The organism is Pseudomonas sp. WS 5059, assembly GCF_012985525.1.
Classification (GTDB): Bacteria; Pseudomonadota; Gammaproteobacteria; order Pseudomonadales; family Pseudomonadaceae; genus Aquipseudomonas.
This window is the reverse complement of record NZ_JAAQWO010000002.1, coordinates 273030-290145: the sequence shown is the minus strand read 5'-3', so window position 1 is coordinate 290145 and position 17116 is coordinate 273030. Positions and strand designations below refer to the sequence as shown.

The following is a 17116-nucleotide window of genomic DNA, read 5'->3' as shown; positions in this document are numbered from 1 at the left end:
ACAGCTTCGCCTTTTTTCGTACCGCTAACCCTTAGTGATGCTCGCGCGTCGCCCGGAATTTCACATCCGGCCAGCGCTCTTCCATCAGCGCCAGGTTGACCCGCGTCGGCGCCAGGTAGGTCAGGTGGCCGCCGCCATCGATGGCGAGGTTTTCCACGGCCTTGTTGGAAAACTCTTCGAGCTTCTTCTTGTCGCTGCAATCAATCCAGCGCGCGGAGTACACGGTGATCGGCTCGTAGGAGCATTCGACCTTGTATTCCTCTTTCAAGCGGCTGGCCACCACATCGAACTGCAGCACACCCACGGCGCCGAGGATGATGTCGTTGCTGCGCTCGGGGAAGAACACCTGGGTGGCGCCCTCTTCCGCCAACTGCTGCAAGCCCTGGCGCAGTTGCTTGGACTTGAGCGGGTCGCGCAGGCGTACGCGGCGGAACAGTTCCGGGGCGAAGTGCGGGATGCCGGTGAAGCCCAGCGCTTCGCCTTCGGTGAAGGTGTCGCCGATCTGGATGGTGCCGTGGTTGTGCAGGCCGATGATGTCGCCGGCAAACGCCTCTTCCAACTGCTCACGCTCCGAGGAGAAGAACGTCAGGGCGTCGCCGATACGCACGTCCTTGCCGGTGCGTACGTGGCGCATCTTCATGCCTTTTTCGTATTTGCCGGAGCAGATACGCATAAAGGCGATACGGTCGCGGTGCTTGGGGTCCATGTTCGCCTGGATCTTGAACACGAAACCGCTGAATTTCTCTTCAACCGGCTCCACGGTCCGTTCGTTGGCAACCCGCGCCAGTGGTTTCGGTGCCCAGTTGACCACCGCATCCAGTACGTGGTCGACGCCGAAGTTGCCCAGAGCGGTACCGAAGAACACCGGGGTCAGTTGCCCGTCGAGGAATTCCTGCTGGTTGAACTCGTGGCAGGCGCCCTGCACCAGCTCTAGTTGGTCGACGAAGCGGTCGTACTCGTCACCCAGGTGGGCGCGGGCCTCATCGGAGTCGAGTTTCTCGATGATCTTCACATCGGTGCGTTCATGACCGTGGCCGGCGGTGTAGACAATGATGTAGTCGTCGGCCAGGTGGTACACGCCCTTGAAGTCGCGGTAGCAACCAATCGGCCAGGTGATCGGCGCGGCCTTGATCTTCAGGACGGCTTCGATTTCATCCAGCAGTTCGATCGGGTCGCGGATGTCACGGTCGAGTTTGTTGATAAAGCTGACGATCGGCGTGTCACGCAGGCGGCACACGTCCATCAGGGCGATGGTGCGGGGCTCGACACCCTTACCACCGTCGAGGACCATCAAGGCCGAGTCCACCGCGGTCAGGGTGCGGTAGGTGTCTTCGGAGAAGTCTTCGTGGCCCGGGGTGTCGAGCAGGTTGATCATGTGGTCGCGATAGGGGAACTGCATGACCGACGTGGTAATGGAAATACCCCGTTGCTTCTCCATCTCCATCCAGTCTGAGGTGGCATGGCGATCAGACTTGCGGGATTTCACCGTGCCGGCCACTGCGATCGCCTTGCCCATCAGCAGGAGCTTTTCGGTGATGGTGGTTTTACCGGCATCGGGGTGGGAAATAATGGCGAAAGTGCGGCGTTTCGCGACTTCGGCGGCCTGGTGGGTCATGGGAAATCGCCTGGCAGGTGAGTCAAAAAAGGGCGGCGAGTATAGCGCAAACCCAGGGAGCCGGACCACCGTTCACCCGATTGGGGGTGGCTAAATGCTGCCAAGTATGGAACCTTTTAAAAGGTAGAGACGTCCACTCCCCTGCTACCGCACTCGTAACAGGGGCTGAAAAATCAGCAAGTTAGCCTGACGAGGCTGCGCTCATGGCTTGATCGCATACCGCATTGCCGGTATCGGCGAGCTGCTTTTCGCGAACATATTCGCCGACAGCCAGGAATGGCATTGCCGCTCGGAAATGTGTTCGCCGACAAAAGAAAAAAGGAGTCCGCCTGTGGCTATTCGCTATGGCAAAGGGCTGATAGGAGGAGCGGTTGTCGTCGCTCTCCTGGCCCTGCTGGTCCACTGGATCGGCATCAACACGATCGAGATGTACCGCGACGATTTGTTGTTTTACCTGCAAGCTCACCTGATTCTTGTACTTGTCTCCATGCTGGCTGCCCTGATTGTAGGGATCCCCGCCGGTATCCTGCTCAGCCGACCGAATATGGTCGGGCGCGCAGAACGCTTCATGCAGATCTTCAACATCGGCAACACCGTCCCTCCCCTGGCCGTACTGGCCATCGCCCTCGGCGTCCTCGGCATAGGCAGTGGCCCAGCCATCTTCGCCCTGTTCCTCGCCTCCTTGCTGCCCATCGTGCGCAATACCTACGAAGGCCTGAAAAACGTGCAGGGTTCCTTGAAGGAAGCCGCCGTCGGCATCGGCATGACCCCTCGCCAGGTGCTGTTTCGCGTCGAACTGCCCAACGCCGTGCCGATCATCATCGGTGGCGTACGTGTGGCCCTGGCGATCAACGTCGGCACCGCACCGCTGGCGTTCCTGATTGGCGCCAACAGCCTGGGCAGCCTGATCTTCCCCGGCATTGCCCTGAACAATCAGCCGCAATTGCTACTCGGCGCCGCGTGTACCGCGTTGCTGGCGTTGCTGCTTGACGGTCTGGTGACCATGGCCAGCCGCCTCTGGCTGGAACGCGGGTTGCGTCCGTCTTAAGGCTGGGTAAAGGAATCGACATGAAAAAACTGACTTTGATATTGAGCTGCGTCCTGCTGTTTGCAGGCATTGCGCAAGCCGCTGAAAAACCGGTGATCCGTATCGGCGCCCGGGTCTTCACCGAGCAGACCCTGCTCGCCGAAATTACCTCCCAGTACCTGCGCACCAAGGGCTACGACACCCGCGTGACCGGCGGCCTGGGCAGCAACCTGGCGCGCAGTGCCCAGGAGAGCGGGCAACTGGACCTGATCTGGGAGTACACCGGCGTGTCCCTGGTGGCCTACAACCATGTGGACGAGAAGCTCGACAGCGAACAGTCCTACGCACGGGTGAAAGAACTCGACGCAAAAAAAGGCCTGGTCTGGCTGTCGCCGTCGAAGTTCAGCAACACCTACGCCCTGTCCCTGCCGGAAAACGTGGCCAAGGAGTATCCGCAGATCAACACCATCAGCGACCTGACCAAGGCGCTGGCCGAGCCAACCCGTGAAAACCGCCTGGTGGCCCTGGATACCGAGTTCGCCAACCGTTCCGACGGCATGGCCGGCATGGTCAAGCTGTACGGCATGAACCTCACCCGCAAGAACACCCGGCAGATGGACGCAGGCCTGGTCTACACCGCCCTGCGTAATAGCCAGGTGTTTGCCGGCCTGGTGTACACCACCGATGGCCGCCTCAACGCCTTCAAGTTGAAGCTGCTGGAAGATGACCTGCACTACTTCCCGGACTACACCGCAGCCCCGGTGGTACGCCAGGTTTATCTGGATGCCCACCCGCAATTGGCCGCCGACCTCAAGCCACTGGCGGCGCTGTTCGACGATGAAACCATGCGCCAGCTGAACGCGCGGGTCGACGTCGACCATGAAAGCCCATCGGCCGTTGCCGCTGACTTCCTGCGCCAGCACCCACTCAACTAAAAGAGGAGAAGACATGGAATTTCTGAACGCCTTTTCCCATCTTGATTGGGCCCAAGTCCTACACCTGACCTGGCAGCACATCACCCTGGTCGGGATCGCCGTGATCCTCGCGATTGTCGTCGGCGTGCCCCTGGGCGTGCTGATGACCCGCTTCCCGACCCTGGCCGGCCCGTTGCAGGCCAGCGCCACGGTGCTGCTGACCGTCCCGTCGATTGCCCTGTTCGGCCTGCTGCTGCCGTTCTACTCCAAGTTCGGCCAGGGCCTGGGGCCGATGCCGGCGATCACCGCCGTGTTCCTCTACTCCCTGCTGCCGATCATGCGTAACACCTACCTGGCCCTGACCGGTGTCGAGCCGGGCATCCGCGAAGCCGCCAAAGGCATCGGCATGACCTTCGGCCAGCGCCTGCGCATGGTCGAGCTGCCCATCGCCGTGCCGGTGATCCTCGCCGGCGTGCGCACCGCCGTGGTGATGAACATCGGTGTAATGACCATTGCCGCCACCATCGGCGCCGGTGGCCTGGGTGTACTTATTCTGGCTTCCATCAGCCGCAGCGACATGTCGATGCTGATCGTTGGCGCCGTGCTGGTCAGTCTCCTGGCCATCTTCGCCGACCTGCTTCTGCAATGGCTGCAACGCTCGCTGACTCCAAAAGGATTGCTCAAATGATCGAACTTCAAAACCTGTCCAAGACCTTCCAAAGCAACGGCAAGACTGTCACCGCCGTTAACGACGTGAGCCTGACTGTCAATGAAGGCGAGATTTGCGTATTCCTCGGCCCCTCGGGTTGCGGCAAGAGCACCACGCTGAAGATGATCAACCGCCTGATCAAGCCCACCTCGGGCAAGATCCTGATCAACGGCGAGGACACCACCGACCTCGACGAAGTGACCCTGCGCCGCAACATCGGCTACGTGATCCAGCAGATCGGCCTGTTCCCCAACATGACCATCGAGGAAAACATCGTGGTGGTGCCCAAGCTGCTGGGCTGGGACAAGCAGAAGTGCCACGACCGCGCCCGTGAGTTGATGAGCATGATCAAGCTCGAACCCAAGCAGTATCTGCACCGCTACCCCCGTGAATTGTCCGGTGGCCAGCAACAGCGGATCGGCGTGATCCGCGCCCTGGCGGCCGACGCGCCATTGCTGCTGATGGATGAGCCATTCGGCGCGGTCGACCCGATCAACCGCGAGATGATCCAGAACGAGTTCTTCGAGATGCAGCGCGCATTGAACAAGACAGTGATCATGGTCAGCCATGACATCGACGAGGCGATCAAGCTGGGCGACAAAATCGCCATCTTCCGCGCCGGCAAGCTGTTGCAGATCGACCACCCGGACACCCTGCTGGCCCATCCTGCCGACGAGTTTGTCAGCAACTTTGTCGGCCAGGACAGCACCCTCAAGCGCCTGCTGCTGGTCAAGGCCGAAGACGCGGCGGACAACGCCCCGTCGGTCAGCCCGGAAACGCCGGTGGCCGATGCCCTGGAGCTGATGGACGAGCATGACCGGCGCTATGTGGTGGTCACCTGCGCCGAGAACAAGGCCCTGGGTTATGTACGACGTCGCGACCTGCATCGTCAGACGGGTACCTGCGCCCAATACCTGCGCGAGTTCAACGCCACGGCGGCGTTTGACGAGCACTTGCGCATCCTGTTGTCGCGCATGTACGAGTTCAACCGCTCGTGGCTGCCGGTGATGGATGCCGAGCGGGTGTTTTTGGGTGAAGTGACCCAAGAGTCGATTGCCGAGTACCTGAGCTCCGGTAAGTCCCGTGGGGGCAAGACCAGTATCGTGTCGCCTGCCGAGACTGCCTTGGCCTGATAGACCGCTATCGCAGGCAAGCCAGCTCCCACAGTTGGAATGCAATCCCTGTAGGAGCTGGCTTGCCTGCGATGAATACACCGCAAATCCATCTGATCAGCCCCATCCGGGGAACATCAATCCGTCACACCGGTCGGTTACATAAGTAGCTGCACGGGATCGCGCGACGAACGCGTGCAAAAACGCGACATTTTTAGTTGATCTCAAGCTCCTCACGCCCTAAAGTTCGCGCCGAACGTCCATGCTGGAAACGATCCATCCGGCTCAAGTACTGACGACGAGACAGCAAGGCCAAGGGAAGCTTATCCCGTGGCCTTTTTGCTTTCGGCGACATGCCTTGGGAAGTAGGCGAACCAAAGTGGGGATACGGAGGACGTTCATTTGCACCCATTGATCAATTTAGTTTGCCCTTAGGAGTTCCCAGCATGTCGATCAACGTCGAAGACTATTTCGCGCGCGCCACCTTTGACAAAATGAAGGCGTTCGCCGACAAGCAAGAAACCCCGTTCGTGGTGATCGACACCGCGATGATTAGCCAGGCCTACGATGACCTGCGCGCCGGTTTCGAATTCGCCAAGGTGTACTACGCCGTCAAGGCCAACCCTGCCGTCGAGATCATCGACCTGTTGAAAGACAAGGGTTCGAGCTTCGACATCGCCTCGATCTACGAGCTGGACAAGGTCATGGACCGCGGCGTCAGCGCCGACCGTATCAGCTACGGCAACACCATCAAGAAATCCAAGGACATCCGCTACTTCTACGAGAAAGGCGTGCGCCTGTTCTCCACCGACTCCGAAGCCGACCTGCGCAACATCGCCAAGGCCGCGCCGGGCTCCAAAGTCTATGTGCGTATCCTTACCGAAGGCTCGACTACGGCTGACTGGCCTTTGTCGCGCAAATTCGGCTGCCAGACCGACATGGCCATGGACCTGCTGATCCTCGCCCGCGACCTGGGCCTGGTGCCCTACGGCATCTCGTTCCACGTGGGTTCGCAGCAGCGTGATATCAGCGTGTGGGACGCAGCCATCGCCAAGGTCAAGGTGATCTTCGAGCGCTTGAAAGAAGAAGACGGCATCCACCTCAAGCTGATCAACATGGGCGGCGGCTTCCCGGCCAACTACATCACCCGCACCAACAGCCTGGAAACCTACGCCGAGGAAATCATCCGCTTCCTCAAGGAAGACTTCGGTGACGAGCTGCCGGAAATCATCCTGGAGCCGGGCCGTTCGTTGATCGCCAACGCCGGGATCCTGGTCAGCGAAGTGGTATTGGTTGCACGTAAATCCCGCACCGCCGTCGAGCGCTGGGTGTACACGGATGTGGGCAAGTTCTCCGGCCTGATCGAAACCATGGATGAAGCCATCAAGTTCCCGATCTGGACCGAGAAAAAAGGCGAGATGGAAGAAGTGGTGATCGCCGGTCCTACCTGCGACAGCGCCGATATCATGTACGAAAACTACAAGTACGGCCTGCCGCTGAACCTGGCCATTGGTGACCGCCTGTACTGGCTGTCCACCGGTGCGTACACCACCAGCTACAGCGCCGTTGAATTCAACGGTTTCCCACCGCTGAAATCCTTCTACGTCTGACCCCGTAGGAGCCGGCTTGCCGGCTCCTACAACTCTTCTGCGCGTTGCTGGTAGGCAGCAGCCATGGCGCGAATCTGCGGATCATTCGCCGCCGCCAGCGCTTTGTGCGCCACCTGCAAAAACTTCAGATTCCCGCCTTCCAGCGCCCGGTGCAGCCACTCCAGCGCCGCCTCGACCTGGCCTTGATCCGCCAGCACCGCCGCATAACTGAACTGCCCGCGAAAATCCCCACCTTCGGCCGAGCGACGATACCAATCGCGCGCTGCGGGCAGGTCTTGCGCGCAAAATTGCCCTTCTTCCAGGTATCGCCCCAACAGGTTCATCGACTTGGCATGCCCCCGTTCGGCAGCCTGGCGATAACAGGCCAGCGCCTGTTGCTGGTCTGGCGTCACACCGCGCCCGGTGGCCAGCAAGTTGGCGTAGTTGTACAACCCCCAATCCAGCCCCGCCTCTGCTGCCTGGCGATACTCGACGGCCGCCGCCCGCTCATCGGCGGCGCAACCCCAGCCGTGCTCCAGGCAGCGCCCCGCCATATTGCGTGCCATCAGGTGCCCGCCCTGTGCCGCAATCCGGAACCAGCGCAGGGCCAGTGCCTCATCGCGCTTGATCCCGCGCCCTTCCAGGAGAATTTGCCCCAGTAGCGCCTGGGCATCGAGCACGCCCTCCTTCGCCGCCATCAGGATCGCCTGGGCCGCGCGGGCCGGTGATTCGTCGAGCATGGCGCGCAGTTGTTCGCCGTCGAGGCGTTCTTCGCGGCGCAAGTGAAAAGCCATGCTCAGACCTCGACCCAGCGACGCAACAGGTTGTGATAGGTGCCGGTGAGCTGGATCAGGGCCGGGTGGTCCGGTACGTCACGGCTCAGTTGCTGGATCGCACCGTCCATTTCGAACAGCAACGTGCGCTGGCTGTCTTCACGCACCAGGCTTTGGGTCCAGAAAAACGCGGCATAGCGCGCACCACGGGTCACGGCGTTGACTTTGTGCAGGCTGGAGCCGGGGTACAGCACCATGTCGCCGGCCGGCAACTTGACCTGCTGCTGGCCGAAAGTGTCCTGGATCTGCAGTTCGCCGCCGTCGTACTCATCCGGGTCGCTGAAAAACAGCGTGGCAGACAGGTCGGTGCGCACCCGCTCGGGGCTGCCCTTGGGCTGGCGCACGGCGTTATCGATATGAAAGTCGAAGCTGCCCCCCGCGGTGTAGCAATTGAGCAATGGCGGGAAGACTTTGTGTGGCAGCGCCGCCGACATGAATTGCGGGTTTTGCCATAGGCGCTCGAGCATGGCCGCGCCGATTTCCTTGGCCAGTGGGTGGCCTTCGGGCAATTGCAGGTTGTGCTTGGCCTTGGCCGACTGGTGCCCGGCGGTGATCTTGCCGTCTGCCCAGTCCGCCTGCTCCAGGGCTTCGCGGATGCGCAGGACTTCTTCGCGGGAGAACAGGCCGGGAATATGCAGCAGCATGAGACGTTACCTGAGGGCAGAGGGGCGCCAATGGTATTGATTACTATTGACGCTGTAAAACCCTGATCCGACGGGCAGACGTATGAGCCCGCAAAAACCGTAACTCCCGAAGTGTAAATTTTGTAAATAGAGTGCAAATAGCAATGCCTCTCAATTGCTATGCATAATTGTTTACAATATATTTCGCGCCCTAACATCCTTGGGGTAGGGAATTTCATGTCGCGCCACATTACAAAAACACCAAACAGTTCACCGCGCTTGCTGGCCTCGGCCATTGGCGTGGCCATCAGCGCCAGCTCTGTCGCCCATATGGCGCAAGCGGCCCAAGAGACCGAACAAAAAGGCGAGCGCAACAGCATTTCCCTCGGGGCCACCAGCATCACCGGCCAGGAACAGGACGCAACCTCCTACCAGACCGAAAAAGCCTCTTCGCAGAAATACACCGCGCCGCTGGTCGACACCCCGCGCTCCGTCACCGTGGTGCCAGCGCAGGTGCTCAAGGACACCGCCGCCACCTCGCTGCAGGACGCTCTGCGTACCGTGCCGGGGATTACCTTTGGTGCCGGTGAAGGCGGCAACCCCCAGGGCGACCGTCCGTTTATCCGTGGCTTCGATGCCCAGGGCGACACCTACCTGGACGGCGTGCGTGATACCGGCGGCCAGAGCCGGGAAATTTTCGATATCGAGTCCATCGAAGTCAGCAAGGGCCCCAACTCCTCGTTCGGTGGCCGTGGCTCGGCCGGTGGCAGCCTCAACCTGGTGAGCAAGACCCCACAAGCACGGGACTTCCTCAACGGCGGCTTTACCTACGGCTCCGACCAGACCCGGCGCTATGCCCTCGACGTCAACCGCCAGTTCCTCGACAACGCCGCGTTCCGCCTGAACCTGATGAGCCACGAACAGAACGTGGCCGGCCGCGACGCAGTCAACTACGACCGTTGGGGCGTGGCACCATCGCTGACCTTTGGCCTGGGCACCCCGACCCGCGTCAACCTCAGCTACTACCACATGGAAAGCAACGACCTGCCGGATTCGGGCATTCCCTACGGCTACAGCAACAGTTCCGCGACGGCTGTGCATGTGCATGACAAACCCACCGACGGTGGCGACAGCAGCAACTTCTATGGTTTGAAGGATCGCGACTTCCGCAAGACCCGCGCCGATATCAGTACGTTCTCCATCGAGCACGACCTGAACGACAACATGACGATCAAAAACACCCTGCGTCACGGCAGCACCGGCCAGGACTACGTGCTCACCCAACCGGACGACAGCCAGCACAACGTCAACCAGTTCGGTACCGTCTGGCGCCGGGCCAACAGCCGCGTGTCCACCACCACGACTACCACCAACCAGACCGATCTGTTCGGCAGCTTCCAGGCCCTGGGCTTCAAGCACAGCTACTCCACGGGGCTGGAATTTACCGGTGAAGAAACCCGTGTCAGCGGTTACACCGTCAGCCCCAACAGCAACCCGAGCTGCACCGTGGCCGGCGGCGGCAAGGGCGGCCAGTGCACTTCGTTGAGCGACCCGAACCCCAACGATGCCTGGACCGGCAGCGTCGCCCGCAACTACATGGGCACCAACACCAAGGCCACCAGCCGCGCCGCGTACGTGTTCGACACCATCGAACTCGACCCGCAGTGGCTGCTGAACGTCGGCCTGCGCTACGACACGTTCGACACCGAGGCCAACACCAACGCGGTACCCTCCGCCACGGTAAAAGCCCGCACCAAGCTCAAGGACGACAGCCAGTTCTTCAACTGGCAGGCCGGCCTGGTCTGGAAGCCGATGGAAAACGGCAGCATCTACACCTCCTATGCCACTTCGGCCTCGCCTGCTGGCGGCCTGGTGGGTGAAGGTGTCGACTCCAACGCCATCCCAACCGGCATCAACACCAGCGACATGAAACCGGAAGAAACCGTCAACTACGAGCTGGGCACCAAGTGGGATTTGTTCCACGACCGTCTGTCCCTGACCGCTGCCGTGTTCCGCACCGAGAAGAAAAACGCGCGGGTTCTGGTCAACTCCAACACCTATGAAAACGCCGGTGAGTCCCGGGTCGATGGCCTGGAGCTTTCCGCCAGCGGCAAACTCACCGAGCAGTGGCAGGTATTCGCCGGCTACAGCTACCTGAAAAGCGAGTTGGTGGACCCAGGCAAAAACGGCAACCGTTTGGGTGTCGTCACCGCCGGCTCCAACAAAGGCAACGAAATGCCCAACACGCCGAAGCACTCCTTCAGCCTGTGGACCACCTATGACATCACCTCGAAACTGACCGTCGGTGGCGGCGCGTTCTATGTCGACAACGTCTACGGCGACCCGGCCAACACCGTCTACGTACCGTCCTACACCCGCTACGACGCCATGGCCAGCTACAAGCTGACCAAGAACGTCGACCTGCAATTGAACGTGCAGAACCTGACCGACAAGACCTACTACGACAAGGCCTACGGCGCACACTTCGCCAACCAGGCAGCCGGTCGTACGGCCCTGTTGACCACCAGCTTCCACTTCTAAGACGCTGTAGGTTTCATGCAAAAGCCCCGCGCATCGGATGCCCGGGGCTTTCGTATGTAAAAAAGAATCTTTCTCGACAACTCACGGCATAATGCGCGCCGTAAAATTCCTATCCAGCTCAGCGAGGCCGTCCGACGTGTTGAAGAAGACCCTATTCCAGTTGCACTGGTTTTTCGGCATTACCGCCGGGCTGGTGTTGGCATTGATGGGGATTACCGGGGCCGCGTACTCGTTCCAGGATGAAATCCTGCGGGCGCTCAACCCCACGGTACTGACCGTGCACCAGCAACCCGCCGGGGTGCTGCCACCCGCTGAACTGGTGCGCAAACTCGAAGCCACCGAAGGCAAGGCCGTGTCCATGCTGTGGGTGGAAAGCGAAAGTGGCAACGCCGCCCGGGTCTTCTTCACGCCGCCACCGGGCGAACGCCGGGGGCAGATGCGCTACTTCGACCCGTACACCGGCGACTACCTGGGCGATGCCGTCGGCCAGGACTTTTTCGGTCTGATGCTGCAACTGCACCGCTTCCTCGCCATGGGCGATACCGGCCGGCAAATCACCGGCGCCTGTACGCTGATCTTGATTTTCTTCTGCCTCTCCGGCCTGTACCTGCGCTGGCCGCGCCAGGTGGCGAGTTGGCGTGCCTGGCTGACCCTGGACTGGCGCAAGAAAGGCCGCAGTTTCAACTGGGACCTGCACTCGGTGTTCGGCACCTGGTGCCTGCTGTTCTACCTGTTGGCCGCGCTCACCGGTTTGTCGTGGTCCTACGAGTGGTACAACAAGGGCCTGACCAAGCTGCTGTCCGATGCCCCGCAAAACGAGCGGGTGCGCAATCGCGGCCCGGCGCCGGCGGGCCCGGCACCCGTGGCCAACTACGAGGCGATCTGGAGCAGCATCTACAGCACCGCCGGCCCGGGCCTGAGTGCCTACAACATCCGTATGCCTGCCGTCGCCGGGCAACCGGCCACGATCTACTACCTGTTGCAGAACTCTCCCCATGACCGCGCGCTGAACCAGATCAACCTGGACCCGGCCACTGGCGTGGTCAAAAGTGTTCAACGCTATAGCGATAAAAGCCTCAAGGCGCAATTGCTGACCAGCATCTATGCGCTGCATGTGGGCAGTTACTTCGGCCTGGTGGGGCGGATCATCCTTACCGTCACTTCGCTGTGCATGCCGCTGTTCTTTATTACCGGCTGGTTGCTGTACCTGGACCGCCGCCGCAAAAAGCGCCAGGTGCGCGATGCACGCAAAGGTCTGGGCGAAAACCCTGGCAATGCACCGGCCTGGCTGATCGGTTTCGCCAGCCAGAGCGGCTTTGCCGAGCAACTGGCCTGGCAGACCGCCGGCCAGTTGCAGGCGGCCGGGTTGCCGGTGAAGGTGCAGCCCCTGGGCAGTGTCAGTGAAGACGACTTGCGCCAGTCGGAACATGCGCTGTTTGTGGTCAGCACCTTCGGCGACGGCGAAGCCCCGGACAGCGCGCGCGGCTTCGAACGCAGCGTGCTGGGCCAAGACCTTGCCCTCCAGGGCCTGAACTACTCGGTGCTGGCTCTGGGCGATCGTCAATACCAGCACTTTTGCGGCTTTGCCCGGCGCCTGCACTTCTGGCTGACCAACCAGGGCGGCAACCCGTTGTTCGCCCCGGTGGAAGTCGACAGCGGCGACCAGGAGGCCCTGTTGCACTGGCAACAGCAACTGGGGCAGATCACCGGCCACGCATCGGCCGCCTGGGCCAGCGCCAGCTACGAAAGCTGGACCCTGGGCCGGCGCACCCTGCTCAACCCAGACAGCAGCGGCTCGGGCGTCTACCTGCTGGGGCTCACCCCGCCCGCCCCACGGAACTGGCTGGCCGGCGACCTGGTGGAAATCCTGCCACGCAATTGCCCGTGGGCCGTCGAACATTTCCTCGACGGCCTGGGCATCGCCGGCACGGACGAAGTGCTGATCGATGGCCTGGTGCGGCCCCTGGAACAGGTGCTTGCCAGCCGCCAGTTGCCGGACAACCGCTCCCACCTGGTCGGCCTGCACGCCCAGGCCCTGGTAGAGGCGCTGGTGCCGGTGGGCATGCGCGAATACTCGATCGCCTCGATTGCCAGCGATGGCGTACTGGAACTGATCGTGCGCCAGGAACGCCACGCCGACGGCAGCCTGGGCCTGGGTTCAGGCTGGCTGACCGAACACGCGCCGCTGGGCGCGGCAATCAGCCTGCGGTTGCGGCGCAACAGCGGCTTCCACCTGCCGACTGACCCGGTACCGCTGATCCTGCTGGGCAACGGCACCGGCCTTGCCGGCTTGCGCAGCTTGCTCAAGGCGCGCATCGCCGACGGCCAGCAGCGCAACTGGTTGCTGTTCGGCGAACGCAACATCGCCCACGACTACCACTGCCAGGACGAGCTGCAAGGCTGGCTGGCCAGTGGCGACCTGGCGTTGCTGGACCTGGCGTTTTCGCGGGATCAAGAAGAGAAGATCTACGTCCAGGACCGCCTGCGCGAATCCGCCGATGTATTGCGTAAATGGCTGGCCGAGGGCGCGGCGATTTATGTCTGTGGCAGTTTGCAGGGCATGGCGGGCGGGGTGGACCAGGTGTTGGTGGACGTCCTGGGAAGCGAGGCGGTGGAACGCCTTATCGAACAGGGCCGCTACCGCCGGGATGTGTACTGACGTACACCCATCAAAATGTGGGATGTCTACGATCTCTGGACATGCACACATCCAAATGTGGGAGCGGGCTTGCCCGCGATGGCGGTCTGTCAGTAACCCATTGGCTGGCTGATCCACCGCAATCGCGGGCAAGCCCGCTCCCACAGGTTTGGGCGCATTTCAGGTCAGGCGGGTTGGAGTTTTTGTTCGAATACCGACACGCCATCGAGGTCGCGTAGTGTGACCGTCAACTCCGCCGTCTGCCCATCAATCTGCACCTCGCCAAAAAACTGGAACCCGGCAAACGGCGATGTGTTTTGCACGGCCGGGGCCTTTTCAAATACCACCTGCGGGCCAAAGGTCTTATCCAAAGGATTGGGCCCGAAGCTCCCGGCGTTCAGCGGCCCCGCGACGAATTCCCAGAACGGCTCGAAATCCTGGAACGCCGCCCGGTCCGGGTGGTAGTGGTGCGCCGCGCAGTAGTGCACATCAGCGGTCAGCCACACATGGTTACGCACCTGTTGCGCGCGCAGGAAGCCCAGCAATTCGGCAATTTCCAGCTCACGGCCCTGGGCCGCGCCCGGGTCGCCGTTGGCCACCGCCTCCCAGCGCGGCACGCCGGGGCTGACTTCGCCGTCGGGCACGCCGAGGCCGATGGGCATGTCGGCGGCGATCACCTTCCACTGCGCCTTCGACGCCTTGAGTCCGCCCTTGAGCCAGTCCAGTTGCGCCCGCCCCAGAAACGGTTTGGTCCCGCCCAGGTTGTCATCGTTGGCCCCGCGATAGCTGCGCATATCCAGCACAAACACATCGAGCAACGGCCCGTAGCTGAGCTTGCGGTAGATGCGCCCACCCTGGTCGGCGCCCTGCAAGCGCATCGGCGCATATTCCAGCCAGGCCTGGCGTGCGCGGCCCACCAGGGTGGTGATGTCCTTGGTCTGGTAACGCTCGTCCAGTTGCTTGCCGGGCGACCAATTGTTGACCACTTCGTGATCGTCCCATTGCCAGATCTGCGGCACCTGGGCATTGAAGCGGCGCACGTTTTCGTCCATCAGGTTGTAGCGGTAGTTGCCACGGTACTCATCCAGGGTTTGCGCGACTTTGCTCTTGGCCTCGGTAGTAAGGTTGCGCCAGATGCGCCCGCCTTCGGTGGTCAATTGCGCCGGTACCGGGCCGTCGGCGTAGATGGTGTCGCCGCTGTGGATAAAAAAGTCCGGCAGGCGCAGGCGCATGGCTTCGTAGATGCGCATGCCGCCAATATCCGGGTTAATCCCAAAGCCCTGGCCGACGGTGTCGCCGCTCCACACAAAGCGGATATCGCGCCGTTGTTGCGGCACGCTGCGCAGGTGGCCGAACCAGGGCTCGCTGGCCACGCCGGTCTGCGCATCCTCAAATTGCACACGGTAGAAAATCGCCTGGTCGGCGGGCAGCCCGGTCAGCTCGACGCGGGCGGTGAAGTCGCTGCGGCTGTCGGCCAAAGGCGAGATGAAACGGCGCGGGTTGCCGAACAGGCTGCGGGTATCCCACTCGACCACCATCCGTGCCGGGCGGTCGCAGCGGCTCCAGATCATGGCGCGGTCGCCCAGCAAGTCGCCAGACTGCACGCCATCGGTCAACTGCGGCCGGTCCTTGACTGAAGCAATTACCGCCGGCGCCAGCCCCGGCAGCAACAGGCCGGCGCCGACGCCCTGGATCACCCGACGACGGCCGGGATTGAAGTGGCTCATGGGTTTGCCTCTGCACAGCAAAAGGAAAACTAAAGCATGGCCGGATGAAGCACAGATGACAGGTGTCGCTACCTACACTCAGGCAACGGCCAGTTCGACGGCCTCCGGACGCTTGATCACGGCGTACACCAGCCCTGTGAGTACGCTGCCGGCAACGATCGCCAACAGGTACAGCAGCGCATGGTTGATGGTGTTCGGGATCAGCATCACAAACAGCCCGCCATGGGGTGCCATCAACTTGCAGCCGAAGTACATCGACAAGGCGCCGGTCAACGCGCCGCCGGCGATGCTGGCGGGGATCACGCGCAGCGGGTCCTTGGCGGCGAACGGGATGGCGCCTTCGGAGATAAAGCACATGCCCAGGATCAACGCGGCCTTGCCGGCTTCGCGCTCGGTCTGGGCGAACTTGCGCCGGGCCAGGAACGTAGCGATAGCCATGCCAATCGGCGGCACCATGCCCGCGGCCATGGTGGCGGCCATCGGCGCGCCGCTCTGGGAGGCCAGCAGGCCGACGGAGAAGGCGTAGGCTGCCTTGTTGATCGGCCCGCCGAGGTCGGCGCACATCATCCCCCCCAACAGGATGCCCAGCAGCACCGCATTGGTGGTGCCCATGGTGCTGAGAAAGTCCGTAAGGCCCGCCAGCATCTGCGCCACGGGCGGGCCGATCAGGTAGATCATCGCCAGGCCCGTGACCAGGCTCGCCAGCAACGGGATGATCAGGATCGGCTTGAGCGACTCCAGGCTTTGCGGCAATGGCACCGCGCGGGTGATCAGCTTGACGCTGTAGCCGGCGAGGAAACCGGCGAAGATCCCGCCGATAAAACCTGCGCCCAGGGTACTGGCCAGCAGGCCGCCGATCATCCCCGGCGCGAGGCCCGGACGGTCGGCAATCGAGTAGGCGATGTAGCCGGCGAGCAGCGGCACCATCAGGGTGAAGGCATGGTCGCCGACCGCTCTGAGGGCTGCGGCCAGGGTGCCAGGTTCTTCGTAGGCGTGGATCCCGAAGACGTAGGACAGGGCAATCAACAAGCCCCCCGCCACCACCATCGGCAACATGAACGACACGCCGGTCAGCAGGTGCTTGTAGACCCCGGTTTTCTCCGCCTTGGCCACCGCGCCACTGGCCGCGCTTTCCTGTTGGCCTTCGGCCAGTGCTTTGTCGAGGATTGCGGCGGACTGCTTGAGCGCAATGCCGGTGCCGCAACGGTAGATTTTCTTGCCGGCAAAGCGCTCGGTGGCCACTTCGATGTCGGCGGCCAGCAGCACCACATCCGCGTCGCGAATGGCTTGCTCGCTCAGGGGCGTGCGTGCGCCCACCGAGCCCTGGGTTTCCACCTGCAGCTCATAACCCTTGGCCTTGGCGGCTTGCTGCAAGGCTTCGGCGGCCATAAAGGTGTGGGCCACGCCGGTGGGGCAGGCGGTGATGGCGACGATACGCGGGGCGGCTTTCGCCGCCGGCACCGCGGCGGTTGCCACGTACAACTGGGCCTCTTGCGCGCCCCGTTGCAGCACCGCTTCAACGTCCTGCAACGCCTGGGCCGGGGTGCTCTGGTACACGCGCTTGCCGACAAAGCGCTGCATGTCCACCGGCGTGCTGGCGACCAGCAACACCCATTCGGCCGCGTCGAGGGTGGCCTGGGAAAGTGCGCGCTCGGGGTGGTTCACGTCCACCACCTCCACGCTGGTGCTCCAGCCCTGGCGCTGGGCGGCGGCGTCCAGCAAGCGGGCGCACAGCACACTGGTGACCATGCCGTTGGGGCAGGCAGTAACAATGGCTAATTTCATGAC

General features: G+C 62.2%; 12 protein-coding genes. 7 read left to right on the top strand and 5 right to left on the bottom strand.

Annotation, left to right across the window (positions count from 1 at the left end):
* Positions 1-31: 31 nt before the first annotated feature.
* Positions 32-1615 (bottom strand): peptide chain release factor 3, encoded by a 1584-nt coding sequence (locus tag HBO12_RS06100; protein ID WP_169950969.1) that lies wholly within the window; start codon positions 1613-1615, stop codon positions 32-34.
* Positions 1616-1946: 331 nt separating this feature from the next.
* Here HBO12_RS06100 and HBO12_RS06095 point away from each other — a divergent pair, with 331 nt between their 5' ends.
* The 5 genes from HBO12_RS06095 (at position 1947) to HBO12_RS06075 (ending at position 6987) form a co-directional block, all read left to right on the top strand.
* On the top strand, positions 1947-2663 hold the full coding sequence (locus HBO12_RS06095) for an ABC transporter permease subunit (protein ID WP_169950971.1): 717 nt from the start codon (positions 1947-1949) through the stop codon (positions 2661-2663).
* A 20-nt stretch (positions 2664-2683) separates the two neighbouring features.
* Complete coding sequence (locus HBO12_RS06090) at positions 2684-3577, top strand: glycine betaine ABC transporter substrate-binding protein (protein ID WP_170041728.1); 894 nt, start codon at positions 2684-2686, stop codon at positions 3575-3577.
* Positions 3578-3590: 13 nt separating this feature from the next.
* Positions 3591-4244 carry an ABC transporter permease gene (locus tag HBO12_RS06085; protein ID WP_027604864.1) on the top strand — a complete coding sequence of 218 codons (654 nt, stop codon included), beginning with the start codon at positions 3591-3593 and terminating at the stop codon, positions 4242-4244.
* Positions 4241-5398 (top strand): osmoprotectant ABC transporter ATP-binding protein OsmV, encoded by a 1158-nt coding sequence (locus HBO12_RS06080; RefSeq protein WP_029291958.1) that lies wholly within the window; start codon positions 4241-4243, stop codon positions 5396-5398. Before HBO12_RS06085 ends, HBO12_RS06080 begins: the two co-directional genes overlap by 4 nt.
* 425 nt (positions 5399-5823) lie before the next feature.
* A complete protein-coding gene (locus HBO12_RS06075; protein ID WP_032861941.1) occupies positions 5824-6987 on the top strand; it encodes a type III PLP-dependent enzyme in 1164 nt (387 codons plus the stop codon).
* A 26-nt stretch (positions 6988-7013) separates the two neighbouring features.
* Here HBO12_RS06075 and HBO12_RS06070 read toward each other — a convergent pair whose 3' ends face one another.
* The gene (locus HBO12_RS06070; protein ID WP_170041727.1) at positions 7014-7760 is read right to left on the bottom strand and encodes a tetratricopeptide repeat protein; all 747 of its coding nucleotides are present in this window, start codon (positions 7758-7760) and stop codon (positions 7014-7016) included.
* A 2-nt stretch (positions 7761-7762) separates the two neighbouring features.
* On the bottom strand, positions 7763-8443 hold the full coding sequence (locus tag HBO12_RS06065) for a Fe2+-dependent dioxygenase (protein ID WP_169950977.1): 681 nt from the start codon (positions 8441-8443) through the stop codon (positions 7763-7765).
* 216 nt (positions 8444-8659) lie between these two features.
* Between HBO12_RS06065 and HBO12_RS06060 the strand changes: the two genes are divergently transcribed.
* A complete protein-coding gene (locus HBO12_RS06060; protein WP_170041726.1) occupies positions 8660-10963 on the top strand; it encodes a TonB-dependent receptor in 2304 nt (767 codons plus the stop codon).
* A 136-nt stretch (positions 10964-11099) separates the two neighbouring features.
* Positions 11100-13622, top strand: coding sequence for a PepSY domain-containing protein (locus HBO12_RS06055; RefSeq protein ID WP_170041725.1), 2523 nt, complete (start codon positions 11100-11102; stop codon positions 13620-13622).
* Positions 13623-13786: 164 nt separating this feature from the next.
* Here HBO12_RS06055 and HBO12_RS06050 read toward each other — a convergent pair whose 3' ends face one another.
* A complete protein-coding gene (locus HBO12_RS06050; RefSeq protein WP_170041724.1) occupies positions 13787-15328 on the bottom strand; it encodes an alkaline phosphatase D family protein in 1542 nt (513 codons plus the stop codon).
* Positions 15329-15406: 78 nt separating this feature from the next.
* Positions 15407-17113: a PTS fructose-like transporter subunit IIB gene (locus HBO12_RS06045; RefSeq protein ID WP_170041723.1), complete on the bottom strand. Its 1707-nt coding sequence runs from the start codon at positions 17111-17113 to the stop codon at positions 15407-15409.
* Positions 17114-17116 lie beyond the last annotated feature (3 nt).